This is a genomic window from Bacillus sp. FSL W8-1202, from assembly GCF_038006165.1.
GTDB classification, from domain to species: domain Bacteria; phylum Bacillota; class Bacilli; order Bacillales; family Bacillaceae; genus Bacillus; species Bacillus subtilis.
This window is the reverse complement of record NZ_JBBOUR010000001.1, coordinates 3,170,571-3,195,726: the sequence shown is the minus strand read 5'-3', so window position 1 is coordinate 3,195,726 and position 25,156 is coordinate 3,170,571. Positions and strand designations below refer to the sequence as shown.

The 25,156-nt window shown below is 42.9% G+C and carries 32 protein-coding genes and 1 pseudogene; 24 read left to right on the top strand and 9 right to left on the bottom strand.

Going from position 1 to position 25,156, the window contains the following annotated elements; translation table 11 throughout:
* Positions 1-29 precede the first annotated feature (29 nt).
* Positions 30-455 carry a MarR family transcriptional regulator gene (locus NSQ09_RS16725; protein WP_004398634.1) on the bottom strand — a complete coding sequence of 142 codons (426 nt, stop codon included), beginning with the start codon at positions 453-455 and terminating at the stop codon, positions 30-32.
* A gap of 131 nt (positions 456-586) precedes the next feature.
* On the opposite strand from NSQ09_RS16725, the gene msrA reads away from it, so the two are divergent.
* Both msrA and msrB read left to right on the top strand, forming a co-directional pair.
* Positions 587-1,120 carry a peptide-methionine (S)-S-oxide reductase MsrA gene (gene msrA, locus NSQ09_RS16720; RefSeq protein ID WP_041336395.1) on the top strand — a complete coding sequence of 178 codons (534 nt, stop codon included), beginning with the start codon at positions 587-589 and terminating at the stop codon, positions 1,118-1,120.
* Positions 1,121-1,555, top strand: a complete 435-nt coding sequence (msrB, locus tag NSQ09_RS16715) for a peptide-methionine (R)-S-oxide reductase MsrB (RefSeq protein WP_024572009.1) — start codon at positions 1,121-1,123, stop codon at positions 1,553-1,555. It begins immediately after the preceding gene.
* A 43-nt stretch (positions 1,556-1,598) separates the two neighbouring features.
* Here the strand turns inward: msrB and NSQ09_RS16710 are convergent, their stop codons facing one another.
* Positions 1,599-2,624, bottom strand: a complete 1,026-nt coding sequence (locus NSQ09_RS16710; protein WP_014477115.1) for an SDR family NAD(P)-dependent oxidoreductase — start codon at positions 2,622-2,624, stop codon at positions 1,599-1,601.
* A gap of 370 nt (positions 2,625-2,994) precedes the next feature.
* Here NSQ09_RS16710 and NSQ09_RS16705 point away from each other — a divergent pair, with 370 nt between their 5' ends.
* Positions 2,995-4,143, top strand: coding sequence for a phytase (locus tag NSQ09_RS16705; RefSeq protein WP_024572012.1), 1,149 nt, complete (start codon positions 2,995-2,997; stop codon positions 4,141-4,143).
* A 70-nt stretch (positions 4,144-4,213) separates the two neighbouring features.
* On the opposite strand, the gene cgeB is transcribed toward NSQ09_RS16705, so the two are convergent.
* Positions 4,214-5,167 carry a spore maturation protein CgeB gene (gene cgeB, locus NSQ09_RS16700; RefSeq protein ID WP_042976310.1) on the bottom strand — a complete coding sequence of 318 codons (954 nt, stop codon included), beginning with the start codon at positions 5,165-5,167 and terminating at the stop codon, positions 4,214-4,216.
* A 6-nt stretch (positions 5,168-5,173) separates the two neighbouring features.
* Positions 5,174-5,575 carry a spore crust protein CgeA gene (gene cgeA / locus NSQ09_RS16695; RefSeq protein ID WP_017697128.1) on the bottom strand — a complete coding sequence of 134 codons (402 nt, stop codon included), beginning with the start codon at positions 5,573-5,575 and terminating at the stop codon, positions 5,174-5,176.
* A gap of 204 nt (positions 5,576-5,779) precedes the next feature.
* Here cgeA and cgeC point away from each other — a divergent pair, with 204 nt between their 5' ends.
* From cgeC to NSQ09_RS16620, 15 genes and pseudogenes are all read left to right on the top strand, one after another.
* The gene (cgeC, locus tag NSQ09_RS16690) at positions 5,780-6,085 is read left to right on the top strand and encodes a spore maturation protein CgeC (protein ID WP_014477111.1); all 306 of its coding nucleotides are present in this window, start codon (positions 5,780-5,782) and stop codon (positions 6,083-6,085) included.
* 64 nt (positions 6,086-6,149) lie between these two features.
* Positions 6,150-7,430 carry a spore maturation glycosyltransferase CgeD gene (gene cgeD / locus NSQ09_RS16685; RefSeq protein ID WP_341032116.1) on the top strand — a complete coding sequence of 427 codons (1,281 nt, stop codon included), beginning with the start codon at positions 6,150-6,152 and terminating at the stop codon, positions 7,428-7,430.
* 28 nt (positions 7,431-7,458) lie between these two features.
* Positions 7,459-8,238 (top strand): spore maturation N-acetyltransferase CgeE, encoded by a 780-nt coding sequence (gene cgeE / locus NSQ09_RS16680; RefSeq protein WP_326383258.1) that lies wholly within the window; start codon positions 7,459-7,461, stop codon positions 8,236-8,238.
* A 79-nt stretch (positions 8,239-8,317) separates the two neighbouring features.
* A complete protein-coding gene (gene yoyG / locus NSQ09_RS16675; RefSeq protein ID WP_003218179.1) occupies positions 8,318-8,431 on the top strand; it encodes a YhzE/YjcZ family sporulation protein YoyG in 114 nt (37 codons plus the stop codon).
* 131 nt (positions 8,432-8,562) lie between these two features.
* Complete coding sequence (locus tag NSQ09_RS16670) at positions 8,563-9,921, top strand: IS1182 family transposase (RefSeq protein WP_041339714.1); 1,359 nt, start codon at positions 8,563-8,565, stop codon at positions 9,919-9,921.
* Positions 9,922-10,032: 111 nt separating this feature from the next.
* Positions 10,033-10,164 (top strand): annotated as a pseudogene (locus NSQ09_RS16665) (hypothetical protein); the annotation flags it as partial.
* Positions 10,145-11,479 carry an aspartate aminotransferase family protein gene (locus NSQ09_RS16660; RefSeq protein ID WP_326383259.1) on the top strand — a complete coding sequence of 445 codons (1,335 nt, stop codon included), beginning with the start codon at positions 10,145-10,147 and terminating at the stop codon, positions 11,477-11,479. The pseudogene NSQ09_RS16665 and the gene NSQ09_RS16660, both read left to right, overlap by 20 nt.
* A gap of 6 nt (positions 11,480-11,485) precedes the next feature.
* On the top strand, positions 11,486-12,175 hold the full coding sequence (locus tag NSQ09_RS16655; RefSeq protein WP_341032108.1) for a CoA transferase subunit A: 690 nt from the start codon (positions 11,486-11,488) through the stop codon (positions 12,173-12,175).
* Positions 12,160-12,813: a 3-oxoacid CoA-transferase subunit B gene (locus tag NSQ09_RS16650; protein WP_015383895.1), complete on the top strand. Its 654-nt coding sequence runs from the start codon at positions 12,160-12,162 to the stop codon at positions 12,811-12,813. Before NSQ09_RS16655 ends, NSQ09_RS16650 begins: the two co-directional genes overlap by 16 nt.
* An 8-nt stretch (positions 12,814-12,821) precedes the next feature.
* Positions 12,822-14,132 carry a peptidase gene (locus NSQ09_RS16645; RefSeq protein ID WP_341032105.1) on the top strand — a complete coding sequence of 437 codons (1,311 nt, stop codon included), beginning with the start codon at positions 12,822-12,824 and terminating at the stop codon, positions 14,130-14,132.
* The gene (gene ablB / locus NSQ09_RS16640; protein ID WP_129137693.1) at positions 14,110-14,937 is read left to right on the top strand and encodes a putative beta-lysine N-acetyltransferase; all 828 of its coding nucleotides are present in this window, start codon (positions 14,110-14,112) and stop codon (positions 14,935-14,937) included. The genes NSQ09_RS16645 and ablB overlap by 23 nt, the downstream gene beginning before the upstream one ends.
* 28 nt (positions 14,938-14,965) lie before the next feature.
* Positions 14,966-16,366 carry a lysine 2,3-aminomutase gene (gene ablA / locus NSQ09_RS16635; RefSeq protein WP_284929093.1) on the top strand — a complete coding sequence of 467 codons (1,401 nt, stop codon included), beginning with the start codon at positions 14,966-14,968 and terminating at the stop codon, positions 16,364-16,366.
* A gap of 11 nt (positions 16,367-16,377) precedes the next feature.
* The gene (locus tag NSQ09_RS16630; RefSeq protein WP_015714114.1) at positions 16,378-16,656 is read left to right on the top strand and encodes a YokU family protein; all 279 of its coding nucleotides are present in this window, start codon (positions 16,378-16,380) and stop codon (positions 16,654-16,656) included.
* 86 nt (positions 16,657-16,742) lie between these two features.
* Positions 16,743-16,967 (top strand): YozE family protein, encoded by a 225-nt coding sequence (locus NSQ09_RS16625; RefSeq protein ID WP_017697137.1) that lies wholly within the window; start codon positions 16,743-16,745, stop codon positions 16,965-16,967.
* Positions 16,968-17,114: 147 nt separating this feature from the next.
* Positions 17,115-17,795, top strand: a complete 681-nt coding sequence (locus tag NSQ09_RS16620) for a hypothetical protein (protein WP_129137691.1) — start codon at positions 17,115-17,117, stop codon at positions 17,793-17,795.
* Here the strand turns inward: NSQ09_RS16620 and NSQ09_RS16615 are convergent.
* Positions 17,792-17,935 carry a hypothetical protein gene (locus NSQ09_RS16615; protein WP_017697138.1) on the bottom strand — a complete coding sequence of 48 codons (144 nt, stop codon included), beginning with the start codon at positions 17,933-17,935 and terminating at the stop codon, positions 17,792-17,794. The two genes, NSQ09_RS16620 and NSQ09_RS16615, sit on opposite strands and share 4 nt — an antisense overlap.
* 117 nt (positions 17,936-18,052) lie before the next feature.
* Here NSQ09_RS16615 and NSQ09_RS16610 point away from each other — a divergent pair, with 117 nt between their 5' ends.
* The 3 genes from NSQ09_RS16610 (at position 18,053) to yodL (ending at position 19,289) form a co-directional block, all read left to right on the top strand.
* On the top strand, positions 18,053-18,229 hold the full coding sequence (locus NSQ09_RS16610; RefSeq protein ID WP_003231166.1) for a YozD family protein: 177 nt from the start codon (positions 18,053-18,055) through the stop codon (positions 18,227-18,229).
* Between the two features lie 76 nt (positions 18,230-18,305).
* On the top strand, positions 18,306-18,914 hold the full coding sequence (gene pgpB / locus NSQ09_RS16605) for a phosphatidylglycerophosphatase PgpB (protein ID WP_284929094.1): 609 nt from the start codon (positions 18,306-18,308) through the stop codon (positions 18,912-18,914).
* A 60-nt stretch (positions 18,915-18,974) separates the two neighbouring features.
* Positions 18,975-19,289: a shape determination protein YodL gene (gene yodL, locus NSQ09_RS16600; RefSeq protein ID WP_017697140.1), complete on the top strand. Its 315-nt coding sequence runs from the start codon at positions 18,975-18,977 to the stop codon at positions 19,287-19,289.
* Positions 19,290-19,328: 39 nt separating this feature from the next.
* Here the strand turns inward: yodL and NSQ09_RS16595 are convergent, their stop codons facing one another.
* Positions 19,329-19,454, bottom strand: a complete 126-nt coding sequence (locus tag NSQ09_RS16595) for a hypothetical protein (protein ID WP_003231174.1) — start codon at positions 19,452-19,454, stop codon at positions 19,329-19,331.
* A 200-nt stretch (positions 19,455-19,654) separates the two neighbouring features.
* Between NSQ09_RS16595 and deoD the strand changes: the two genes are divergently transcribed.
* Together deoD and ldcB are read left to right on the top strand one after the other, a co-directional pair.
* Positions 19,655-20,356, top strand: coding sequence for a purine-nucleoside phosphorylase (deoD, locus tag NSQ09_RS16590; protein WP_003241589.1), 702 nt, complete (start codon positions 19,655-19,657; stop codon positions 20,354-20,356).
* Between the two features lie 81 nt (positions 20,357-20,437).
* Positions 20,438-21,259: an LD-carboxypeptidase LdcB gene (gene ldcB / locus NSQ09_RS16585; RefSeq protein WP_017697141.1), complete on the top strand. Its 822-nt coding sequence runs from the start codon at positions 20,438-20,440 to the stop codon at positions 21,257-21,259.
* Between the two features lie 70 nt (positions 21,260-21,329).
* Here ldcB and NSQ09_RS16580 read toward each other — a convergent pair whose 3' ends face one another.
* Positions 21,330-21,581: a hypothetical protein gene (locus tag NSQ09_RS16580; protein WP_017697142.1), complete on the bottom strand. Its 252-nt coding sequence runs from the start codon at positions 21,579-21,581 to the stop codon at positions 21,330-21,332.
* 87 nt (positions 21,582-21,668) lie between these two features.
* Entirely contained in the window at positions 21,669-22,370 is a 702-nt protein-coding gene (locus tag NSQ09_RS16575) for a class I SAM-dependent methyltransferase (protein WP_014480045.1), read from the bottom strand.
* A gap of 152 nt (positions 22,371-22,522) precedes the next feature.
* Between NSQ09_RS16575 and ctpA the strand changes: the two genes are divergently transcribed.
* Positions 22,523-23,923: a carboxy-terminal processing protease CtpA gene (ctpA, locus tag NSQ09_RS16570; RefSeq protein WP_341032091.1), complete on the top strand. Its 1,401-nt coding sequence runs from the start codon at positions 22,523-22,525 to the stop codon at positions 23,921-23,923.
* 61 nt (positions 23,924-23,984) lie between these two features.
* Here the strand turns inward: ctpA and NSQ09_RS16565 are convergent.
* A protein-coding gene (locus NSQ09_RS16565; protein ID WP_087614160.1) for an IS3 family transposase occupies positions 23,985-25,135 on the bottom strand; the annotation gives its coding sequence in 2 pieces (ribosomal slippage) (positions 23,985-24,862 and positions 24,862-25,135; 1,152 coding nt in all).
* Positions 25,136-25,156: the final 21 nt, after the last annotated feature.

Here is a 25,156-nt window from a genome sequence, read left to right as displayed (position 1 = left end):
CATACCTATATATCGGTATGTGCTTTTTTTCACCGTTTTTTATCAAGTTTGCTGAAGAGCTCGATTAACGTGGCAAGTTCAGCATCAGTGTAGCAGTCAAAGCGTTTAAAGAAATATTCCGTTTTTTTCTCGTTAAAGTGCTGAAGGACTTTTTCGCCCGCTTCAGTGATATGAATGCGGATGATGCGTCTGTCTTCCTTCGATCTGATTCTCGTAATCCATTCCTTTTCTACCAGCGCATCGGTCACAGCCGTAATGTGGCTTGCCGATACCTCTAAAATAGGCGCAAATTCAGTGACTTTTTTAGGCCCTTGTTCACTGAGAATCCGAAGAATGGTGAATTCATTCCGCGACAGCTCTTTATCTAAAATTTCATTGATTTCATTGCGTATTTGTTTAAAGACTTTACGGAGTAAAGTTTCCATATCGTACATCATCTGTGTTCTTACTTTCAAATTTGTGAACCTCCATTACATAAGCATATTGCTTAAAACCTATAGATTTTATTGAAAAGCAGAATCATTTTCATTCTATTTTTACATGCTATAATATAATAATACCACGTATTAACAAAGGAGGCACCAGTATGTCTGAAAAAAAAGAAATCGCCACATTTGCAGGAGGCTGTTTTTGGTGTATGGTTAAACCTTTTGACGAACAGCCGGGAATTGAAAAAGTGGTGTCCGGGTATACAGGCGGCCATACTGAAAACCCTACGTATGAAGAGGTGTGCAGTGAAACGACGGGACATCGTGAAGCCGTTCAAATCACGTTTAATCCTGATGTATTCCCTTATGAAAAACTGCTTGAATTATTTTGGCAGCAAATCGATCCGACAGATGCCGGGGGGCAATTTGCTGATCGCGGCAGTTCCTATCGCGCAGCCATTTTTTATCATAATGATAAACAAAAGGAGCTTGCGGAAGCTTCCAAGCAACGTCTGGCTGAAAGCGGCATCTTTAAAGATCCGATTGTAACGGACATTTTAAAAGCTGAATCTTTCTATGAAGCGGAAGGCTACCATCAGCATTTTTATAAAAAGAATCCAGCACATTATCAGCGCTACCGGACAGGTTCCGGACGAGCGGGATTTATCAGCGAGCATTGGGGGGCTAAATAAATGGCGTACAATAAAGAAGAAAAATTGAAGTCATTAAATCGCATGCAATATGAAGTAACGCAAAATAACGGCACGGAGCCGCCATTTCAAAATGAATATTGGGATCATAAGGAAGAAGGGTTGTATGTAGACATTGTGTCAGGCAAGCCATTGTTTACATCCAAGGATAAATTTGATTCCCACTGCGGCTGGCCAAGCTTTACAAAGCCGATTGAAGAAGAAGAAGTGGAAGAAAAACTGGACACGAGCCACGGCATGATTCGCACAGAAGTAAGAAGCCGAACTGCTGATTCTCATCTTGGCCACGTATTTAATGACGGACCGGGGCCAAACGGACTTCGTTACTGCATAAATTCAGCAGCGCTGCGGTTTGTTCCGAAGCATAAGCTGAAAGAAGAAGGATACGAAAGCTATCTGCATCTCTTTAATAAATAAAGTGTTAAAAACAGGCCTGCCTAATGGATAGACAGGCTTGTTTTTATGCCTTTTTCTCTTGATGCAATTCTTCAATAATCTGAGCAATCCTTTCTTTCGTAATGAGCGGGGCTTGATCTGATTGATACCCAGGCAGATTGACTTTGCGAAAGTCAGGATGTTTTTCCGGCTCTGGAAGGATCGCATAAAGGTTGCCCCATTCATACAGTGATTCAATTTCATGTGGAGATGTTAATTCTTCGTGAAGCTTTTCACCTGGACGCTTGCCCACTTCTACTGCAGCCGGCCGCGGGAGCCCGTGCTGCGATGCATATTCTTCAAACCCATGAATCAGTTCTTCAAGTTTCAGTGATTCCATTTTGAAAATAAAGGTTTCTCCGCCTTTTGTAATAGCAGCTGATTGTAATGTCAATGTAGCTGCATCGTCTATTGACATGAAAAATCTGGTCATGTTTTTGTCTGTGATGGTCAGAGGTTCACCCTCCATCATCTGTTCAAATAATATGGGGATGACCGAACCTCTGGAACCGAGAACATTTCCAAAGCGGACCGAACAAAACAAGGTTCCTTTGTTTTGGACGTGGCGGTTTGCTTGATGAAACAGCTTTTCAGATAATAGCTTGGTGGCACCCATTGTGTTCACAGGAGATACAGCTTTATCTGTACTGATATTAATGACATGCTGCACTCGGTGTGAAAGGGCAGCTTCCACCACATTTTGTCCGCCGATGAGATTGGTCTGGATCGCTTCAAATGGATGGTCCTCACATGTCGGAACCTGTTTCAGCGCAGCCGCGTGAAAGACGATATCGACGCCTTTCATCACCTGATTCACCCTTCTGTGATCGCGTACATCTCCGAGTACAAATAATAGCCGCTTATCCTCCGCATACTTTTGGCTCATGACATACTGTTTACTGTCGTCTTTGCTGAATACAATCACCTGTTTAGGTGTAAGCAGCAAAAGGCGTTTGACAATTTGACTCCCGATTGAACCCGTTCCGCCAGTGACTAAAACTGTTTTGTTATGGAAAAATGGTTTTAGTTCTGCTGTTTGCTGTTTAGGCATGGCTTATCCTCCAACTCTCGTTTCTCTACCATGCATCATATGTTCAACTTTGTAATCGAATTAATGAAAGCAACCAATAAAACAAAATTTAGGGGAATGATCATGTCACAAAGTGTTCTTTTTTAATAGAAAATGGAAAAACGGACGTAACTAAGGAACAACGAAACTAAATAAACAATGTACTAAATATTCAACATATTTTTATTTCGCTCCGCAAAAGCAAACCTGACAAAGTCCATCTCACGTACCTCTTTGGGGAAAAGTTGTTTATGAGTCAGAAACCCTATAAAAAAAGGTTCATTTTCCTCACGGTAATCACCTGTATATATTTTACAATAGTAGTGATAGTGATAAAAGAGGAGGGTACCAAATGAAGGTTTCAAAAACAATGCTGCTAAGCACTGCCGCGGGTTTATTGCTTAGCCTGACAGCAACATCGGTGTCGGCTCATTATGTGAATGAGGAACATCATTTCAAAGTGACTGCACACACGGAGACAGATCCGGTCGCATCTGGCGATGACGCAGCAGATGACCCGGCCATTTGGGTTCATGAAAAACACCCGGAAAAAAGCAAGTTGATTACGACAAATAAGAAGTCAGGGCTCGTCGTGTATGATTTAGACGGAAAACAGCTTCATTCTTATGAGTTTGGCAAGCTCAATAATGTCGATCTGCGCTATGATTTTCCATTGAACGGCGAAAAAATTGATATTGCTGCCGCATCCAACCGGTCCGAAGGAAAAAATACAATTGAAGTATATGCAATAGACGGGGATAAAGGAAAATTGAAAAGCATTACAGATCCGAAACATCCTATTTCCACCAATATTTCTGAGGTTTATGGATTCAGCTTGTATCACAGCCAGAAAACAGGAGCATTTTACGCATTAGTGACAGGCAAACAAGGGGAATTTGAGCAGTATGAAATTGTTGATGGTGGAAAGGGTTATGTAACAGGGAAAAAGGTGCGTGAATTTAAGTTGAATACTCAGACCGAAGGCCTTGTTGCGGATGATGAGTACGGAAACCTATACATAGCAGAGGAAGATGAGGCCATCTGGAAATTTAACGCTGAGCCTGGCGGAGGATCAAAGGGGCAGGTAGTTGACCGTGCGACAGGAGATCATTTGACAGCTGATATTGAAGGACTGACAATCTATTATGCACCAAATGGCAAAGGATATCTCATGGCTTCAAGTCAAGGAAATAACAGCTATGCAATGTATGAACGGCAGGGGAAAAATCGCTATGTAGCCAACTTTGAGATTACAGATGGCGAGAAGATAGACGGTACTAGTGACACGGATGGTATTGATGTTCTCGGTTTCGGACTTGGCCCAAAATATCCGTACGGGATTTTTGTGGCGCAGGATGGCGAAAATATCGATAACGGACAAGCCGTCAATCAAAATTTCAAAATTGTATCGTGGGAACAAATTGCACAGCATCTCGGCGAAATGCCTGATCTTCATAAACAGGTGAACCCGAGGAAGCTGAAAGACCGTTCTGACGGCTAGAAAAGAAAGCAGCTTGTGCGGCTGCTTTTTTCTATGAATAAAAAAATCGTTCATAGCAATGAACGATTTTTCATGAGAGCGCCAGATGAATCGCTTTTAGTTTTGCAGGAAGCTCATCAAACGTAAATGCGGGTACGATCTCTTTATAATTAGCTGCTGCAGCTTTTTGCCGTTCTTCAGGGTGGTTGATATAGAAAGCGGCTTTTTCCTTAAAGTCGTTCATGCCGTGATAAGAAATAAAGGATGAAAAAGGATGCGCCGCGGGTAAATCTGTTAATTGAAATGCTTCGCATGCAGCGATATCAAACGTTCGGTTATTAAAACTGGCATTTTTGATGTGCATAGTATTTTGGTTGAAAGCAAAATGATAGGGACGATGCGCATTAATTACGATGTCTGCCCCATTATAATAATGAACGGCCTGTTCGGGTGGAACCCATGTGCTGACGACATCAATATGCGGCTGTTTGAGCACTTTTTTAGGCAGATATTTTCCCCATTCCTTGCCGATTACCCGAACCGTGAATGGCAGATGGACCGCTTCTTTCATAAGCTGAACCCGATTAGGGTAAGGATAGCCGATGATTAACAGATTTGAATGATAGGAATGTTCGGTGCCCATTTTTTTAAACAGCCGATGGTTAACTGGTATCGGAACATAATAGACGTTCTGGTAGCCGAGCTCTTGATAGTAGAGAGCTGCATTTTGTTCTATCGTTAATATGGCGTCAGCAAGCTTAATTACCTGAAGGCTGATATCCATATAAAATGGGTCTTCGGTCAGCCAAACATACACGGGGATATCCTTACCCTTTAACCAGGTCAGCCAGTCGTGAGGAACGCGGTCTCCAACCATCATAAGTGTGAAGTCCGGCTGAAACGCTTCGATCTTCATCAAAGATTCTGCTTCAGGTTTATCTGCAATCATATACTCTGTATGAGTGTTCTGAAAACATTCTTCAGCCCAGCGATCAAAATAACTGTATATTCCTCCGTATCCCGACTGGATATACAAGACTTTCATCGGATGTTATGAAAAGAACGTAACGCTTTCTACTTTGTCTACATCAATTAATGTTGTAGCTTGGCCTGCCGGAGTGACGGAGCTTTCCTGTGTTACAAAGACGATACCGTGAACTTGATCGAAAGCAACGAAAACAACCGGTCCGATCATGTCACCTGAATCAGTCACAATGCTGATTGTCGTGCCTGGCGTAACTCTGGCAAAAATCCATCTTGCCGGAAGGGAAGGGTCTAAAAGAGATTCTGCCGTAACCGTCTCACTTTCATCTACTCTTTGATCGATGGCAGCTTCAAGCAAGTCTTTAAGGTTACTATCCATGTTTTCTCCTCCTTCTGTTGCAGTTGGAAATAAAGGGCTTAAAACGGCTTTAATTAAATCCTTTTTTAACTGTGCATTTTCAGAGCTCATTACACACACCTCCTATTCGATAGTGAACTCACGTTAATCATATTCTTCCGGCTGTTATTTGGTATGAGTCGAACGCCGTACCTGATCTAATTTTCATCTATTTAAGGAAAATGCTGATTTTTTAATGGAGTGGACATAGCCTATACCATAAATCGGAGTCGCACATATTGTGAAACAGAGATAAGGATAAGGGAGAGGGATGATTTGGATTTAGAGAAACAAGTGGATCGAGAAGAAAACCAAGATGAACTGCATTTTATTTTGCTTTTGCTGATTCTGCTTATACGTCAATCGTCTTCTGAAGGAAATCCATCTGACCTCAGACGCCAGCTTGTTTTTGCAAAAGAGCTGGGCGTACCGGTTTCAAAAGTCAATTTGATTAACGGAGATACACTTCAAAATGTCATCGTAAAAGAAGTTCTGACTGATTTGGTTATTTTCCAAAACCCGTTAAATAACACGAGATCTCATGTTTCACTCTCAAGTGTTGTAAGCTGGGGTGCTTTTTAAATGATGACAGAGGCTCTGCTTGCTGCGGAGCCGTTTTTATGTTTGACGGAGGGAGGCGGTATAGATGGGAGAGAAAGTGTCTATTATTTTAACAAGTTACAACAAACCCGATTATTTGCAAAAAGCGATCGAAAGCGTGATACAGCAAACGCATGATCTTTGGGAGCTTTTTATCATGGATGATCAATCGAATGCAGAAACAACTGCGGTGATTCACAAGTATCTCCATGACCGGCGCATTCAATATCATAACAGTTTCGTGCATCCTGCAGATCGATTAAAAACAGCCCGTTATGCCACATTAATTAACAGTGCGCTCCCATTTGCAGACGGCGATTACATTTCCTATCTTACTGACGACACTGTTTATCATCCTGAGCGGCTGAGCCGTATGGTGCAAGAGTTTTCACATAAACCTGAAGCGCAGGCGGTCTATTCAAAACAAAAAGTTGTACATGTAAACGAAAGGGGAGAGGAAATCTCATATTTCTACAGAAATGCCAATGCAGTGCTTGATCAGGCCGCATTTCAAGTTGATCATTGCTCAGTTATGCATCGCCGTTCGTTACTTAATCTCATCCACCATAAATTTGGAGGCTACTGGGATGATGATATGAAGCATTGGAATCATGGCGACGCAATTTTTTGGGCGAGACTCAACAACTTTACCCCATTTCTGCCGATAAATGAAGTATTAGACACAACCTATAAAACCCCAGATTCATTTCAAAATGCATATCGGTTTCTGCCCGCCGATTTGATTGACGGCTCTTTTGTAAAAGGTTCAGATCAATATGTGTATTTTTTTGATCAGGGTGTAAGGCATCCTGTTGGAGAAAAGTGGGGTTTTTTGTATCTAAATTGGACTGTCGCTGTTCCAGACCCATATTTATTCCAATATAGGATTGGCAAAATTTTAAACATTCCGAATTATATTTTAGTAAAGGAAGCTAATCATCCTGCAATATTTTATATCGAAGCCGGAAAAAAAAGGCGAATTGTGGACCAGTATGCGTTTCAATTTTATCAATTTCAAAGAAAAGACATAGTGACAATTGGAAAAGAAGAGATGGAGACGCTTCCGGAAGGGCCGCCGATTACGTGGAAACGATCTGAATTGATCAAAAATCCGCCTGGCCGACGGGTGTTTTTCATCGAACGCGAGCCGTTTTTGTTTCTAAACGGCGTCTTTCACCCGATTAGTGAACAAGTAGCAAGGAAGTTTTTTTTACATCAGAAGCCAATCTCCGCTTCTTTCCGAAATATTCAGCAATTTCCAATTGGAAAGCCGTTTTATCCGGTGTACGATGAGATTATAAAGAAATTGAATATTGCAACAGAGTAAAGGTATAGGTCATAAAAAGGAGACGTTCATGACAGGACATTATTCAAAAACGGAACATCAATATATATTGTTAACGTCTGAATCGGCATCGTTTGATCATTACAGCGTATACAGAGATCCGCAGCTTCCGCAAATTTTTTCTCATAACTTTGTTCAGCTTCATGATACGTTTCCATTGGAGCGGTTACTTAACTTTTTACCCTCCGTACCAAAGCTGCTTGATGCGAATTATCTCCATTTAAAAGCGTCGCCGCAGCATGTTTTTCCGCTCGGTTTGAAGCAGTCGCTTGTAAAAAGCGGTTTTGTCGTCGAGGATGAGCTACTATATGACATGAAGCTTAGTGACTGGAAGGGGCAGATGGGACATCCTTTAACCGCATGGGGGACGGCGAAAAGTCTTAGCGACGGATCTTCTATTATGAAAATTTACGATTCCATTTATATTGGAGAAGCAATAGCTGAACAAAAATTAAAAAGAAAATATCCTTTCTATGAAGCAGGTATAATCATTCTTGTTGTTTGTTACAGCGACCAGGCACAGAAAGTTCCCATTGGGTGCGGCGAGCTGTTTATCGATCATCAAGAGAAAACGGCTAAAATCGAAGAAGTGGCAATTTTAGATCAGTTTCAAAGGAAGGGCTACGGCAGTATCTTAGTGAAAGAAATGCTGTCCATCGCCAAATCACTAGGAATGGAAGCAGCCTACTTAGTTGCTGCAAGCACTGACGGTGCAACTCAGTTTTACGAAAAGCTGACGTTTAAAAAATATGAGCAGGTGCATACTGTATTTCATTATTTCCTTACATGAAATAGGCGTTTGCACAAACCATTTGGGACTTGGCCCGCATAAAATGCCGTATATCGTGATATGAAAGGATGAAAACAGCATGTATGGATACTCTGGGTACGGTTACGGATTTGGCTGCGGGACAAATACATTTGTGTTAATTGTTGTCTTGTTCATTTTATTAATTATTGTTGGAGCCGCTTTTATTTGCTAGATGCTGAAATTTCAAAAGAGCCTTCCCTATTAGGAAGGCTCTCAGACTGTAGACAAACTGGAAGAAATCCAGTTTGCCTACAGTCTTTTTTATTTTACAATGGAAGTACTACATAACTTGAGGTGATTGACATGCTTTCGAAACATAATCCCATTCAACGAGATCAATTAGAAATGATTACGTTAAATCAATTGGTACCGGCCAGCCACTTGGTTCGTAAAATAGAGGCAGCACTTGATTTTTCGTTCATCTATGACTTGGTGAAGGACATGTATTCAGAAATCGGTCGTCCCAGTATTGATCCTGTCATCTTAATTAAATTGACCTTCCTTCAATACACGTTTGGAATCCGGTCCATGCGCCAAACGATTGAACAAGTGGAAACCAATATGGCCTATCGCTGGTTCCTTGGGTATGGTTTTCACGATAAAGTGCCTCATTTCTCTACGTTCGGAAAAAACTATGAACGCCGTTTTAAAGATACCGATCTGTTTGAACAGATTTTCTATCGCATCTTAAAGGAAGCTGCCGAGAAAAAGCTAATCAGTGCCGAGCACGTTTTCGTGGATTCGACCCATGTTAAAGCGAGTGCGAACAAACGCAAATTTGAAAAGAAAGTCGTTCGCAAAGAGACACGCGCGTATCAGGAACGCCTTCAAGAAGAGATTAACCAGGACCGGGAAGATCACGGAAAAAAAACATTTCCTCCGGACAAGTTTGAGAAGGAAGAGAAGAAAGAAATCAAAGAAAGCACCACCGATCCAGAGAGTGGTTACTATGTGAAGGATGAACGGACGAAGCAGTTCGCCTATTCTTTTCACGCAGCCGCGGATCGTAACGGTTTTGTGCTTGGCACCATGGTCACACCTGGCAACACACATGATAGTCAGATTTTAGAGCCATTGGTCGGAAAGGTCATAGAGAGAGTCGGAAAGCCTGAAGCGGTCGCCGCAGATGCCGCGTACAAAACTCCTGCGATTACCCGTTACTTATTGGAACAGGGGATGACCCCTGCCTTGCCATACACACGACCACGTACGAAAAAAGGTTTTTTCCGAAAACATGACTATGTGTATGACGAATACTTTGACTGTTATCTTTGCCCGGCAGGTGAGATCTTGGCCTACTCGACAACGAATAAAGAAGGATATCGGGAGTACAAATCGCCAAAACAGATTTGTGCGACATGCCCATTTTTAGCCAGATGTACGGAGAGTAAAGACCACCAGAAAGTGGTGACGCGTCATATTTGGCAGGAATACGTAGAAGAGGCAGACCATCTTCGCTATCACGCAGAGGTGAAAGAGATTTATGCCAAACGTAAAGAAACCATTGAGCGTGTATTCGCAGATGGAAAAGAAAAGCATGGCATGCGTTGGACAACGTTAAGGGGACTTAAAAAATTGTCGATGCAGGCGATGCTTACTTTCGCTGCCATGAACCTGAAGAAGATGGCCAACTGGACGTGGCAAGGTCCAAAAATGGCCTAAATGATGAACTCGAAGAGGTCTGTCTTTTTATTAAATAGCTTAAAATCCCATAAAAAGCTAAAAAGGGGTTCGGAATGAGACCATTCCGAACCCCTTTTGTCGACAAACTGAGAGCCTTCCCTATTAGGAAGGCTCTTTTTATGTGAAAAAGTTTTTGCGGGGAACGTCATGCCGCCATTTGGACACTCATACAATATGGTAAAAGGGGTTTTGAGGTGGGAGCATGAGCAGTTATTTGATTAAGCCAGAGCTTAGCTCGGCCTATCCGGTTGTCAGTTATGCGAAGGGTTCATATGTTTATGATCAGACCGGAAAAAAATATCTCGACGGCTCGTCAGGTGCGGTGACATGTAATATCGGCCACGGAGTTCGTGATGTGACTGAGAAGCTGAAAGAACAGCTTGATCAGGTGTCTTTTGCTTACCGCTCACAGTTTACGAGTGAGCCCGCCGAGCAATTAGCCGCTCTCTTGGCACAGGAGCTGCCCGGAGATGTGAATTGGTCTTTTTTTGTCAACAGCGGATCAGAAGCGATAGAAACAGCTATGAAAATCGCCATTCAGTATTGGCAGGAAAAAAAGCAAACACAAAAATCCATCTTTTTGTCTCGATGGAGCAGTTACCACGGAATAACTTTGGGAGCGCTTTCATTGTCTGGTTTTTATGAAAGGAGATACCGGTTCACCCATCTCATTGAGCGGTATCCAGCTATCTCAGCTCCACATATTTATCGGCTGAATCACGAGACAGAAGAAGACTTTGTTCAGACTGCAGCTGATGAACTGGACACTATGATCAAAAGAATCGGAAGCCAATTCATCGCCGGCTTTGTGGCTGAGCCTATTATTGGTGCTGCAGGAGCAGCGATTACTCCGCCTCCGGGATATTATGAGAGATTAAGTGAGGTATGCCGCACACACAATGTGCTTTTTATTGCAGATGAAGTGATGACGGGGCTTGGGAGAACAGGAAGGATGCTCGCGACAGAGCATTGGGACACCGTACCTGATATTGCTGTACTGGGGAAGGGACTCGGTGCCGGTTATGCGCCTATTGCCGCTGCCGTCGTATCTGATTCTATTATTGAAACGATAAAACAAGGGTCAGGTGTGATTATGAGCGGTCACACATATAGTGCACATCCCTATTCAGCCAAAGCTGCTCTTGAAGTTTTGCGATATGTGTTAAAGCACGGCTTGATCAAACAATCAGAAAAAAAGGGCGCTGTGCTGAAGAAAAAGCTTGATGAGGCGGCATCTCAAAGCGGCATTATAGGTGATGTGCGCGGAAAAGGACTGCTATTAGGCGTTGAATTTGTGGCAGACCAAAAAACGAAGAAAGTGTTTCCGCAAGAGCAGGCGGTAACCCAGATTATTGTCAGCGAGGCGAAAAAACGCGGGCTGATTGTTTATCCTTCCAAAGCTGGAATAGACAGCGGAGAAGGAGATGCTGTCATTATTGCTCCTCCTTTTACCATTTCAGACGGTGAAATGGAAGAGCTTATCTCTATTTTTTCAGAAACAGTTGCAGCGGTCGAAAAAAACTTAAAAAAGGATTGACATTAAATGGCGCCATTTCAAAAAGCAATCAGCATTGACACAGCAATTGCAGATGTTCGGGATGGATCGGTTCTGATGTTTGGCGGTTTTGGGGGAGTCGGGTCGCCTCCTTCATTGATTGAAGCGATATTGGACAGCGGTGTAACGGATTTAACTGTGATTTGCAATGACGCCGGTTTCCCGGATATCGGGATCGGCCCGCTTATTGTTAATCAACGGGTCAAAACCCTGATCGCCTCGCATATCGGTTCCAATCCTGTAGCCGGAAAACAGATGACAGAGGGGACGTTAGAGGTTCAATTTTCATCTCAGGGAACGCTTGCGGAACGGATTCGCGCCGGCGGAGCGGGGCTTGGCGGTATTTTAACCGATGTGGGCATTGATAATCCAATGGTTTGCGAAAAAAAGGACATCGTAACAGTGGCGGGAAAACGATACTTGATTGAAGAGGCGCTGACGGCTGATTTTGCTTTCATCAATGCTTACATTGTTGATGAATTCGGCAATCTAACGTATGACAAAACCGCGCGCAATATGAATCCGCTTATGGCAATGGCCGCCAGGAGAACCTTTGCCGAAGCTGAGCGTATCGTTCCGATGGGTGAGATTTCTGAAGAAATGATTGTCACACCGGGGGTTTTTGTTGAGGGAGTTGTACGAAGCGAGGGAGTGAATTGGAAATGGGCTTGGGAGTAGCCGAAAGAGAACAGATTGCAAAACGGGCTGCTACTGAAATTAAGCAGGGCATGATTGTGAATCTCGGTATCGGTATCCCATCCTTGGTACCGAACTTTTTGCCGCCTGACATGCAGGTCATGTTTCAAGCGGAAAACGGTGTCCTTGGCATTGGAGAAAGTCCCGAAAAGGGAGAAGAGGATGCCCATTTATGCAACGCCGCGGGCTATCCTGTCCGCGCTGTAAAAGGGGCGTCTTATTTTGATACAACCATGTCTTTTGCGATGATCAGAAAAGGCAAAATTGATATTACAATTTTAGGCGCCCTGCAGGTGAGCCAATCAGGAGATTTGGCAAATTGGCTTGTTCCGGGAAAAAAGGTGCCTGGTATGGGCGGGGCGATGGAGCTTGCCCAAAAAGCGAAAAAAGTGGTTGTCGTCATGAGTCATACAGATCAAAAGGGAAGGCCTAAATTAACAGAAAGATGTACGCTGCCATTAACTGCTGCAGGCTGTGTAGATTTGATTATTACCGAAAAAGCGGTTCTTGAGGTCGATAGCCATCACTTCATTTTAAAAGAGCTGATGAATGGCTCGACAATCGATGAGGTGACGAGGCTGACAGAAGCTGAAATCAAAATAGATATGCCTTTTTCTTAAGAGGGGGAATGAGGATGCAAGACATTGAAAGAAAAGTAATCGGGTGGCTTGATCAGCATTCGGCCAAAGCCATTCGTCTTCTCAAAAGGCTGATTGGGGAAAAAAGCACATTGGGGGCAGAGTTTAACGCCCAAGCTGTTGTGCTTGAAAAGCTGCGGCAATTTCAGATGGACATTGATGTATGGGAGCCAAGCATAAAGCAATTAAAACAGCATCCCTACTTTAAATCTAACCGATCCGATTTTCATGAGAGCCCGAATATCGTGGCTAAAAAAACGGGAGCCGGCGGAGGCAGGTCCCTGATTTTGAACGGCCATATCGATGTTGTGCCTGAAGGAAGCGTAAAGGATTGGAAGTATGAACCGTATCAAGCTGTCGAAGAAAACGGTAAAATATACGGCCGCGGCTCAACGGATATGAAGGGAGGCAATACAGCCCTTCTTTTTGCTTTAGAAGCCCTGTACGCCTGTGATGTCAAACTGAAGGGAGATGTATTGTTTCAGAGTGTTGTAGATGAAGAGTGCGGCGGCGCCGGTACACTTTCCGCCATCATGAGAGGCTATCGTGCTGACGGGGCGCTGATTCCTGAACCGACGAATATGAAACTATTTATTAAGCAGCAGGGTTCGATGTGGTTTCGGATCACTGTGAAGGGATTATCCGCACATGGGGGCACACGCTATGAAGGGGTAAGCGCGATTGAAAAAAGCATGCACGTTATCACAGCGATACAAGAGCTGGAGAAAGTCCGCAATGCGAGAATTTCAGATCCGCTGTATGACAATATCCCAATACCGGTACCGGTGAATATCGGCACCATCTCGGGCGGTGCCTGGCCATCTTCAGTTGCAGACCGTGTCGTCATAGAAGGGAGATGCGGAATTGCTCCCCATGAGAAACCAGAAGCTGTAAAACTTGAATTGGAAAACTGGCTGAAGGATTTAGAATACCATGACGAATGGTTTAAACGTCATCCCGTACAAGTAGAATGGTTTGGCGCTCAATGGCTGCCGAATGATTTACCTGATGATCACCCTTTAATTTCTGTGCTGCAATCAGCCTATCAAAAAATGAAACAGACAGAGCCGATTATTGAGGCTTCCCCGTGGGGAACGGATGGAGGGCTTTTGTACCATGCAGGAGATACACCAGTAATCGTTTTCGGGCCGGGGGAAACAAAAACGGCTCATCAGGCCAATGAATACATTGAGGTTGAAGCCATGATAGAATCTGCTAAAATTATTGCACTTTTTGTCATGGATTGGTGCGGGCTTCATACAGATGGGGAGGATGCGGATGCTCAAGTCAATAAAGAGTAGCGGTGTCACAGCAGTTTTGGACCGTGACGGCTTTAATAAACGAATCAGAGTGGTCCGTTATGACGGAGCCATTGAGAAGGCCCTGCCGGATATCGTGGCAGCGGCAAAAGAAGAGAATGCAGAAAAAATCATTGTCTATGCGAAGCAGCATGATGAGCCAATCCTTGCCAAACAATTATTTGCGCCGGAGGGCTATCTAAAGGGCTATTATCTCGGCCATTCGGCTTGTGTCATGGTACGTTACCTTTCAGAAAGCCGAAGACAAACAGATTCTTATACAGAGGAACAGGAGATCATCGAAGCCATATATCGCACAGCGCCCCGTCTTCGCAACGACAGTACACCCGTTTTTACGATGAGAAAAGCAGAAACAAACGACATGTACCAGCTATCGATGCTGTATAAAAAAGTATTCCGCACGTACCCAACCCCGGTATTTGACCCCGCTTATATTGAAAAGACGATGAATGCAAATACGGTGTATTATATCATGCTTGATCATGACCGCCTGATCAGCGCAGCAAGCGCAGAAATCAATCCAGAGCTTGGGCATGCAGAAATAACCGATTGCGCTGTGCTGCCGGAATATCGCGGCCATTCGTTAACAAGCTTTTTAATCGAGGCGTTAGAAAAAGAAATGGCTGGAAAGGATATCTTTCATGTATTTTCTCTCGCCCGTGCTTCGTCTTTTGGGATGAATGCTGTGTTGTACCATTCAGGTTATCAATATGGCGGAAGGCTGATCAATAATTGCTTTATAGCCGAAGGCCTTGAAAACATGAATATTTGGTGCAAGCAACTGTAAGTCAAAATATGCGCGAGGAGGAATTCGTTTGAAAAACAAATGGTATAAACCGAAACGGCATTGGAAGGAGATCGAGTTATGGAAGGACGTTCCGGAAGAGAAATGGAACGATTGGCTTTGGCAGCTGACACATACTGTAAGAACGTTAGATGATTTAAAGAAAGTCATCAATCTGACTGAGGATGAAGAGGAAGGCGTCAGAATTTCTACTAAAACGATCCCCTTAAATATTACACCTTACTATGCTTCTTTAATGGACCCCGACAATCCGAGATGCCCGGTACGCATGCAGTCTGTGCCGCTTTCTGAAGAAATGCACAAAACAAAATACGATCTGGAAGACCCGCTTCATGAGGATGAAGATTCACCGGTACCCGGTCTGACACACCGCTATCCCGACCGTGTGCTGTTTCTTGTCACGAATCAATGTTCCATGTACTGCCGCTACTGCACAAGAAGGCGCTTTTCCGGACAAATCGGAATGGGAGTCCCCAAAAAACAGCTTGATGCTGCAATTGCTTATATCCGGGAAACACCTGAAATCCGAGATTGTTTAATTTCAGGCGGTGATGGGCTGCTCATCAACGACCAAATTTTAGAATATATTTTAAAAGAGCTGCGCAGCATTCCGCATCTGGAAGTCATCAGAATCGGAACAAGAGCGCCCGTCGTCTTTCCGCAGCGCATTACCGATCATCTGTGCGAGATATTGAAAAAATATCATCCGGTCTGGCTGAACACCCATTTTAACACAAGCATCGAAATGACAGAAGAATCCGTTGAGGCATGTGAAAAGCTGGTGAACGCGGGAGTGCCGGTCGGAAATCAGGCTGTCGTATTAGCAGGTATTAATGATTCGGTTCCAATTATGAAAAAGCTCATGCATGACTTGGTAAAAATCAGAGTCCGTCCTTATTATATTTACCAATGTGATCTGTCAGAAGGAATCGGGCATTTCAGAGCTCCTGTTTCCAAAGGTTTGGAGATCATTGAAGGGCTGAGAGGTCATACCTCAGGCTATGCGGTTCCTACCTTTGTCGTTGACGCACCAGGCGGAGGAGGTAAAATCGCCCTGCAGCCAAACTATGTCCTGTCACAAAGTCCTGACAAAGTGATCTTAAGAAATTTTGAAGGTGTGATTACGTCATATCCGGAACCAGAGAATTATATCCCCAATCAGGCAGACGCCTATTTTGAGTCCGTTTTCCCTGAAACCGCTGACAAAAAGGAGCCGATCGGGCTGAGTGCCATTTTTGCTGACAAAGAAGTTTCGTTTACACCTGAAAATGTAGACAGAATCAAAAGGAGAGAGGCATACATCGCAAATCCGGAGCATGAAACATTAAAAAATCGGCGTGAGAAAAGAGATCAGCTCAAAGAAAAGAAATTTTTGGCGCAGCAGAAAAAACAGAAAGAGACTGAATGCTGAGGGGATTCTTCATGAAAACATGCGAATGGTGCGGCAAGCTTGAAGCGGTGCCCGGCAGGAACACGGTGTACTGGGAGCTCCCTGATGGAACGAGGGCTATAGAACTGACAGACACCCCTGCCATGGTATGTTCTTCCTGCGGTATGACCTATCAAGAGGAAAACACGGTTAAAGAGATTGAGGATCAGCTGCTTTTAATTCAAACAAAAAAACTGCCTGAAAGCCTGACATATCAGCAGCTCATGGAGACAGAAAGAATTTTGAAACGCAACTATTTTGACTTCTCCTGAGTCATGTTTCAGTATTCTTTTGTTGTAATTTTACACTTGAACTGTATAATAGAACAACAAAAGACAGACACCAGGAGGGGAAACCCATGAAATCCTTTTATCACTATTTATTGAAATACAGACACCCTAAGCCGAAGGACAGCATCAGTGAATTTGCCAATCAGGCGTATGAGGATCACAGCTTTCCAAAAACATCAACCGATTATCATGAAATCAGTTCATATTTGGAGCTGAATGCTGATTACCTTCACACGATGGCGACGTTTGATGAAGCTTGGGATAAATACGAGTCTGAAGTGCACGGCAGATAATAGCTGTTTCATCCGCAGATCACTGCGGATTTTTTTATGTCCCCCATGCCATAATTGGATATTTCCTTTGGTTTTCATGCCCATGCGAATTGGCTTCACCCGGCATACGATAGCGTATGAGAAATGTTGCGGCGAGGGGGAGACACCATGAAGCAAAATAAACCGAAATTCCAAGTAGGGGATATCGTAGTCGTCATTATGTATGGAACAGTCGGCACCATCACAAAAGTACACCAAATTGATAAACACTATCTTTATGAAGTCAATCATAACGAAGTTTTATACTTTGAATCATCTATTCAGCTTTATAAAGATTATGAGGGTGTCATTGTCGACATGGAGAAGCTTGATATTGAGTATGAATTCCTTATTGGGGACGTTGTTTATGTAAAAGATTATGGAAAAGAACTCTTTCGCATTATCGGCCATAGAACAGAAATTTGGAGATATTTAGAAGATGGCTGGGAAGATATCATTTATGAGCTGACCCGTTTAAAGGATGGAGAGTGGCTTGAAACGGAGGAAGAGGATCTCACGCTGGTGCTTAGAAAATATGAAATGGACCAGTTTGTGCATCAGCTGTTGTTTGTCCATTATGTCGGAGAAACTGGCCATGAGATCGGCGAAGATATCGCATCGTCTGCTCTTCTTCAGTTTGAAGGCGATGATGAAGATCAAGATACCCTTCACATCCTTGCTGTGTCAATTGTTGATGAGCTTCTGGATATTTATAATGACTACAAAATTCTGTACGAAATGTTTCATGATGAAGAATATAAAGACATGATGATATTTGTTTTGGAAAGTTTAAAAGAGCATTTCAGTTAGTTTGTGAACATACGGATCAAGACATATAAAAAATATGGCAGACAGCCCCAAATCATCACACGCGTCATTCCTTTGAGCGTTTTTTCCATTAAGATATCAAATCTTTCTCCGTCCAGTGCTTCCATCATTTTAGCAATCATAGCGTCAGCCTCCCATGGCTCGTTTTTTATTCAATATATGACTGAAAGAATTGTTTAGAACACCGGGTATAATTCAGCCTGTTTTTTCATAAAACATAAAAAGGAGGCGGTACGGAGATGAAAGAAATAGATCTTGTGATTGATACGGAAGAAATCGCTGAATTTTTTTACAGAGAGCTTGCAAGACGGGGCTACATACCGAGTGAGGATGAGCTGTTTGAAATCGCTGATATTACCTTTGATTATTTGATAGAAAAATGTATGATAGATGAGGAGCTGGATGAAGATGAGTGAGGCTTAAAACCGGAGTGGTCAGCTCCGGTTTTATTATTCATGTTCTATGACTTCTGTGAAAATTGAGGTGGTTAAATTGTACAAGCACGTTAGCTTGTTTCTTTTCTTTCTCATTCTAGCTGCGGCCATTCATACAAATGCTGTTCAATCTGCAGATGAAGCAATAAGCAAGGCAGCTGTTTTGATCCGTCAGCCATGGCTTAATGAAGTCATGACGGGGATCACGCATCTTGGTGCTTCTTCTTTTCTGCTCCCTCTAATTGTCATCATTGGAGCAGGCATGTTTTTCTACAGAAAAACATGGGACGGCCTGTTGATGCTCTTAGTATTCGGCACAGATCGGCTGTTAAACAAAGTCTTAAAAGAATGGATCGAAAGAGCGAGGCCTGATTTTGCACCGCTGGTTCATGAATCATCCTTCAGTTTTCCGAGCGGCCATTCCATGAATGCTGCTTGTGTCTATCCTGTTATTGCTTACTTTTTAGTGAAACATCTCCCGTTTTCCAAGCATAAAAAAATGGTATATATCATAGCCGGTGTAATTACTGTTTTAGTCGGCATAAGCAGAGTGTATCTGGGGGTTCATTTTGTGACGGATGTGTTAGGCGGCTTTAGCCTCGGCTTGCTTCTGTTTTTCCTGGTAAAAGGTTTTGACGAAAAGATTAAGCGGTTTCGACAAAAATAGAGAGAGGAAAACACAGCAAAAACGCCAATATGTTATAGAAATAAAAGGGAGGGGATCTTGATGATGTTATCCGTGTTTAAAAAGAAGTCTTGTTCCTATGACGTGACAATATTTCAGACACCCCGGTTTGGCGAAAAAAAGGGCTACAGAGCCGTCTATCGAACTGAACTGAACGGGAGCGATCATCAAGACGTGCTGAAAAGAGCATTCTCTTTGTTTAATGTATTCGACACTGTTCCGAGTGATTATGATGCAAGATTCATGGCCACAGGGGACGTGATCCTGATTGATGAAGGCAGAAGAGGGAAAACATATTATCAACTGCTTCCCGCCGGCTGGAGGAAAATCAATCGTCTGATTGTACAAACGACATAATGAAAAGAAAACTGCGGAAACCCGCAGTTTTCTGCAGTTTTAAGGCTTGCGTTTGGCAGCGGAATATTCTTTCCCGTGTGCTTCTTCAGCTGCAATGATATCTTTTTCAGGTATATGATTGTTCTTTTTTTGGCCGGTGATCCGGTTGCGATGTTTTTTACCCATGTCCACCCCTCCTTCCTGCGGTTAGGTTTTCAAATTAACACCCCGATTATCCGTTTTTCTGAGGAAGTGCCTAACAGACCCTCGAACATTTCTTTTTTCGACATATTCCTTTATAATCAATGCTAAAGTTTGTTTCATCATGACATTCGTTGTAAAATGGACGGGCTGGATGATAATTTAGATTTACAGGAGGATATGAGATGAGTGTACATATAGGTGCTGAAAAAGGACAAATTGCGGATACAGTGCTTTTGCCGGGAGATCCTCTCAGAGCAAAATTTATTGCAGAAACGTATCTTGAAAATGTAGAATGCTATAATGAAGTCAGAGGCATGTATGGATTTACGGGTACATATAAAGGTAAAAAAATCTCAGTACAAGGCACGGGAATGGGCGTTCCGTCTATTTCAATTTATGTGAATGAATTAATTCAAAGCTACGATGTGCAAAATCTAATAAGAGTCGGTTCTTGCGGCGCTATTCGTAAAGATGTCAAAGTGCGAGACGTCATTTTGGCGATGACCTCCTCGACTGATTCACAAATGAACAGAGTCGCTTTTGGAAGCATTGATTTTGCGCCTTGCGCAGATTTCGAGCTTTTAAAAAATGCCTATGATGCGGCAAAGGATAAAGGTGTGCCGGTGACTGTAGGAAGCGTATTTACAGCTGACCAGTTCTACAACGACGATTCGCAAATTGAAAAACTTGCAAAATACGGTGTGCTTGGCGTTGAAATGGAAACAACTGCATTGTATACATTAGCAGCGAAGCACGGAAGAAAAGCCCTGTCAATTCTCACCGTGAGTGATCACGTATTAACAGGAGAAGAAACGACAGCGGAAGAGCGTCAAACGACATTTCATGATATGATAGAAGTGGCTTTACATTCCGTATCACAATAAAATATATCTAGAGGCGTGCTGGGTGCCGGCAGCCTCTTCTTTATGAATGCGGAAACGATTGATAAAGGAAGGTAATGTAATATGAAAAAGTTCGGTAAATGGTTCTCACTGGCTGCCGCTCTGAGTGTAACGGCAATAGTCGGAGCCGGCTGCAGCATGTCGAACGGAGATGCTCAAAAGGATACGAAAACCACCGCAGAAACAAAACAAACAGAACAAAAAACAGCTGACAGCAAAAAATCAAACACTCAAAACAGTGAGTTTTCATTGGAAAGCCAGTATTTCAATGATATTAAAAAAGTCGATGGTCTGGAAACCATTCAAAATCCAGAAAATATACTCGCGCTTGTCAATAAACAATATGCACTGCCCGGAAACTATGAACCTAGCGATCTTGTCATACCAGATGTAGAGTTTTCTTTTGAAGAAAAGATTCAAAAACGTTACATCAGAAAAGAAGCGGCCGACGCGTTAAAAACAATGTTCGATGCTGCCAAAAAGGAAGGCTATGAACTGGCAGCTGTCTCAGGGTACCGTTCGTATGACAGACAGAAAGTCATTTTTGACAATGAAGTAAGCCTAAAAGGGGAAAAGAAGGCAAAGGAAGCGGTCGCTTATCCGGGTGAAAGCGAGCATCAAACAGGCCTTGCGATGGACATTTCGAGCCGGAGCAATGGCTTTGAGCTAAATGAAGCGTTCGGAAGCACGGCAGACGGGAAATGGGTGCAGGACAATGCTTATAAATATGGCTTTATCATTCGCTATCCGAAAAATAAAGAAGATATCACGAAATATGAATATGAGCCATGGCATCTGCGCTATGTAGGCAAAAAAGCCGCAAAGGTCATCCAAGATAATGATTTAACGCTTGAAGAGTACTTTGAAAAAGTGAAGAAAATTTAAAATGAAAAGCCCGCTTACACTAGATAAGCGGGCTTCATTGTGTCTGGTGAATCTAGCATTTGTTCTATGCTTACCAGAAGAATAAACTAGCAAGAGCGACCCCTGTAATTAAACCGAGGAAAATCCCGTAAGCTGCTCCGTATCCCCAACAACCGCCCCAATATCCGTAACCGAAACCTCTTGGCCCTCCGCCGACCGGAGCTATAAAAACTCTGTCTCTTGTTACACGGGTAATTCTGCCGACGTGAACTCTCCCGCCTCTCTCTGTAATTCTGACGACTTTACCTTGATGGTTTTTGCAAAGATGATAATATCTCTCCAATATTGTTCCCCTCCTATCCTGACTTTCTATCAGCATATGATAGATAGGAAAAAAAGGTTGGACGAAAACAGGGGGCGATACGCCGTTTTACTTGTACGCGATAAAAATACAATGACCCATGTACTCACTATATAACTGCATGAGCTGATAATGTGTTTGAAGCGTATCGTAATAGATGGGATCAATCGTTTGCGATAAATCCATTTCTGTGGTTGGTTCAAATTCCATGTCTTCCGGAAGAAGTGTCATCGCTTCTGTTTTTTGAAAGCCATAGGATCTTAGGAGTTTATGCCATTCGCTTTCTTCATGTAAGCAAGTAAATCCGTAAAAATCCATCATTTGCTTCTTTTCTGCAGGTGGCATCGGTTTTTTTAAAGCAGCTTCAATACCAATCAGCATCCCGCCGGGTTTTAAAACTCTTGAAATTTCTTGAAGAGAGGATGTCAGGCGTGAAAAACTGAGGACCGATTCTGACAGGACACAGGAAAAGGACTCAGAAGAAAACGGGAGATGTTCCAGCTCCGCCTGATATGCAGGGATGGCAAGCCCTTCATTCGCGAATCTTTTTTTCGCTTTCTCAAGCATAATAGGATCTTTATCAACGACTGTTACAGGATACAGCAAATGTCCTAAATAAGCCGCCGTTTGTCCTGTTCCGCATCCGGCATCAAGAATCGGCTGATTCGGAGAGGGTGCAGCCTTTTGCAAGACCGCTTTTGAAAAAGCCAGCCCGCCTGGGTGCGCCCCTGCGACACCGAATAAGGACAGCATTTCTAAATATCGGCTCAATATCGAATCCTCCTTTTTCCTTATCATATGTCGTATAAAGACATAGGTTTATGAAAAGCAAAAGAAGGGCGTTTCTCTTTCATTTCTGCTCCGAGTTGACGAATAAGAGTTCGTCCATGATAATAATGTAAGAAGAAAAAGGTGGTGTTTAATTGAAACGGCAATTAAAACTGTTTTTTATTGTGCTGATCACTGCAGTTGTCGCTTCGGCGCTTACTTTATTTATTACGGGCAATTCCAGTGTCCTGGGCCAAAAATCAACAAGCACAGGAGACAGCAAGTTCGACAAATTAAATAAAGCGTATGAGCAAATCAAAAGTGATTATTACCAAAAAACAGATGATGACAAATTAGTAGACGGAGCAATTAAAGGAATGATTCAATCACTGGATGATCCGTATTCTACATATATGGATCAAGAGCAAGCGAAATCATTCGACGAGACGATTTCAGCATCTTTTGAAGGAATCGGAGCCCAAGTAGAGGAGAAAGACGGAGAAATCCTTATTGTATCCCCAATTAAAGGTTCACCTGCTGAAAAAGCCGGTATCAAACCGAGAGACCAAATCATTAAGGTGAATGGAAAAAGCGTAAAAGGCATGAATGTAAATGAAGCCGTCGCTTTAATCCGAGGCAAAAAGGGCACAAGGGTGAAGCTTGAACTGAACAGAGCGGGAGTGGGGAATATCGATCTTTCCATTAAGCGCGATACCATTCCTGTAGAGACTGTCTATTCAGAGATGAAAGACAACAACATCGGAGAAATTCAAATCACTTCTTTCTCTGAAACAACAGCTAAAGAGCTGACAGATGCGATTGACAGTTTAGAGAAAAAAGGCGCCAAAGGCTATATTTTAGATTTGAGAGGCAACCCGGGCGGCTTAATGGAACAGGCGATTACGATGAGCAACCTGTTCATTGATAAAGGGAAAAACATCATGCAGGTTGAATACAAAAACGGTTCAAAAGAAGTCATGAAGGCCGAAAAAGAACGGAAAGTGACCAAGCCGACCGTCGTTTTGGTAAATGACGGTACAGCAAGCGCAGCCGAAATTATGGCCGCTGCTCTTCATGAATCGTCAGACGTACCGTTAATCGGCGAGACGACATTCGGCAAAGGTACAGTACAAACGGCGAAAGAATATGATGATGGCTCTACCGTCAAACTGACAGTTGCCAAATGGCTGACTGCTGACGGCGAATGGATTCACAAAAAAGGCATCAAGCCTCAAGTGAAAGCAGAGCTGCCTGATTACGCGAAGCTGCCGTATTTGGACGCAGATAAAACGTACAAATCAGGTGATACAGGCACAAACGTCAAAGTGGCTCAGAAAATGCTCAAAGCACTTGGTTACAAGGTAAAGGTTAACAGTACGTATGACCAGGACTTTGTATCTGTCGTCAAACAGTTCCAGAAAAAAGAGAAGCTGAAAGAAACAGGCATACTGACCGGCGATACAACAACGAAATTAATGATAGAACTTCAAAAGAAGCTGTCTGATAATGATACGCAAATGGAAAAGGCAATTGAAACACTGAAAAAAGAAATGTAAAAAAAACCATACGCGGCTGCGGGACTGACCCCCGTTTTTGAGACAGGGATCAAAACACCTTTTAAACAGCCAATTGCCGATAATTTATCGGTGATTGGTTGTTTAGTTTCGTTTGAATACGAATATTGTTATAATAATGAATGTATTCTATGACAGTGCGTTCTACGATGGCGGTCGTGGTTCGATCAATGCTGTTAAGATAGAACGTTTCAGACTTTAGTGAGGAATGAAACGATTCGATGGAGGCATTATCAGCGGGTGTCCCTTTGCGGGACATGCTCATGGTAATGCCTTTTGTTTTAACAGCTTTCTGATACTCGTAAGATGTATACACAGATCCTTGGTCACTATGTAACACGCAGTTCTCAGGCAGTGTTGGCAGTTGATCAAGTGTGTGTAAGACAAAGTCTGTGTCCTGCTTATCTCCAATCGTAAAAGCAATCACTTCTCCATTATATACATCCAATATACTGGAAAGGTACAATTGTTTCTGTCCATAAGGCAAATACGTGATGTCTGTTACTAGTTTTTCAAGAGGATGATCAGACTGAAAGTTCCTATCTAATATATTGTCGACCACGGCATATGGCTGCCCATTCTTCTTGCGCTTTTTCACCTTAACCCGGCACTGCCACTGATTTTTCTGCATAATACGCTGAACCGTTTTATGGTTAATACACATTCTCTTTTTTAATATAGCTGTGATTTTTCGATATCCATATCGATACTGGTGCTCTCGGCACAACGTGCCGATTTGTTTTTCTAAATGGCGCTTGGGATGATCTTTCTTCAGATTCTTCTTCCAACGATAATAAGACGAGCGAGAGATACCTAAATGAATACAGATATCCTGCACGGTCATTGTGCTGTGCAATTCTTCTACAAGTTCGACTGACGTTTGGCTATCAACTTCCTTTCCAATTCGTTGTACTTTTTTAACACTTCATTCTGTTGTCTCAGATATCGATTCTCTGCCTGCAGTTTCTCTAATTCGGAAGAATACTCCGGACCTTTTCCATAAGTGTATTGCTTACCAACAGGCTGTTCAAATCGATGTGTATCACCAGCCTTATACCATCTGACCCATGTCTTAATCTGCGTATTATTTTTGATATTCAACTCCTGCATGATCTCTTTCATAGGTACGCCTGCCAATCTCATTTCTACAGCCTTCTGTTTCACTTCAACCGGATAACTCACTCTTGTCCCCATAGAAAAAACACCTCCAAGTCT

What these genes read in the sequence shown, in the direction of transcription:
- NSQ09_RS16615 (WP_017697138.1), bottom strand. Translation starts at nt 17,935, where the DNA reads ATGATTGCTAAAATGATGGAAGCACTGGACGGAGAAAGATTTGATATC.
- NSQ09_RS16660 (WP_326383259.1), top strand. Translation starts at nt 10,145, where the DNA reads ATGAGCAGTTATTTGATTAAGCCAGAGCTTAGCTCGGCCTATCCGGTT.
- NSQ09_RS16650 (WP_015383895.1), top strand. Translation starts at nt 12,160, where the DNA reads ATGGGCTTGGGAGTAGCCGAAAGAGAACAGATTGCAAAACGGGCTGCT.
- NSQ09_RS16620 (WP_129137691.1), top strand. Translation starts at nt 17,115, where the DNA reads ATGAAGCAAAATAAACCGAAATTCCAAGTAGGGGATATCGTAGTCGTC.
- cgeB (WP_042976310.1), bottom strand. Translation starts at nt 5,167, where the DNA reads ATGAAAGTCTTGTATATCCAGTCGGGATACGGAGGAATATACAGTTAT.
- cgeD (WP_341032116.1), top strand. Translation starts at nt 6,150, where the DNA reads ATGGGAGAGAAAGTGTCTATTATTTTAACAAGTTACAACAAACCCGAT.
- deoD (WP_003241589.1), top strand. Translation starts at nt 19,655, where the DNA reads ATGAGTGTACATATAGGTGCTGAAAAAGGACAAATTGCGGATACAGTG.
- NSQ09_RS16710 (WP_014477115.1), bottom strand. Translation starts at nt 2,624, where the DNA reads ATGCCTAAACAGCAAACAGCAGAACTAAAACCATTTTTCCATAACAAA.
- cgeA (WP_017697128.1), bottom strand. Translation starts at nt 5,575, where the DNA reads ATGAGCTCTGAAAATGCACAGTTAAAAAAGGATTTAATTAAAGCCGTT.
- NSQ09_RS16670 (WP_041339714.1), top strand. Translation starts at nt 8,563, where the DNA reads ATGCTTTCGAAACATAATCCCATTCAACGAGATCAATTAGAAATGATT.
- NSQ09_RS16595 (WP_003231174.1), bottom strand. Translation starts at nt 19,454, where the DNA reads ATGGGTAAAAAACATCGCAACCGGATCACCGGCCAAAAAAAGAACAAT.
- cgeE (WP_326383258.1), top strand. Translation starts at nt 7,459, where the DNA reads ATGACAGGACATTATTCAAAAACGGAACATCAATATATATTGTTAACG.
- NSQ09_RS16630 (WP_015714114.1), top strand. Translation starts at nt 16,378, where the DNA reads ATGAAAACATGCGAATGGTGCGGCAAGCTTGAAGCGGTGCCCGGCAGG.
- NSQ09_RS16625 (WP_017697137.1), top strand. Translation starts at nt 16,743, where the DNA reads ATGAAATCCTTTTATCACTATTTATTGAAATACAGACACCCTAAGCCG.
- msrB (WP_024572009.1), top strand. Translation starts at nt 1,121, where the DNA reads ATGGCGTACAATAAAGAAGAAAAATTGAAGTCATTAAATCGCATGCAA.
- NSQ09_RS16705 (WP_024572012.1), top strand. Translation starts at nt 2,995, where the DNA reads ATGAAGGTTTCAAAAACAATGCTGCTAAGCACTGCCGCGGGTTTATTG.
- ablB (WP_129137693.1), top strand. Translation starts at nt 14,110, where the DNA reads ATGCTCAAGTCAATAAAGAGTAGCGGTGTCACAGCAGTTTTGGACCGT.
- yoyG (WP_003218179.1), top strand. Translation starts at nt 8,318, where the DNA reads ATGTATGGATACTCTGGGTACGGTTACGGATTTGGCTGCGGGACAAAT.
- yodL (WP_017697140.1), top strand. Translation starts at nt 18,975, where the DNA reads ATGATGTTATCCGTGTTTAAAAAGAAGTCTTGTTCCTATGACGTGACA.
- NSQ09_RS16645 (WP_341032105.1), top strand. Translation starts at nt 12,822, where the DNA reads ATGAGGATGCAAGACATTGAAAGAAAAGTAATCGGGTGGCTTGATCAG.
- msrA (WP_041336395.1), top strand. Translation starts at nt 587, where the DNA reads ATGTCTGAAAAAAAAGAAATCGCCACATTTGCAGGAGGCTGTTTTTGG.
- NSQ09_RS16610 (WP_003231166.1), top strand. Translation starts at nt 18,053, where the DNA reads ATGAAAGAAATAGATCTTGTGATTGATACGGAAGAAATCGCTGAATTT.
- NSQ09_RS16655 (WP_341032108.1), top strand. Translation starts at nt 11,486, where the DNA reads ATGGCGCCATTTCAAAAAGCAATCAGCATTGACACAGCAATTGCAGAT.
- ldcB (WP_017697141.1), top strand. Translation starts at nt 20,438, where the DNA reads ATGAAAAAGTTCGGTAAATGGTTCTCACTGGCTGCCGCTCTGAGTGTA.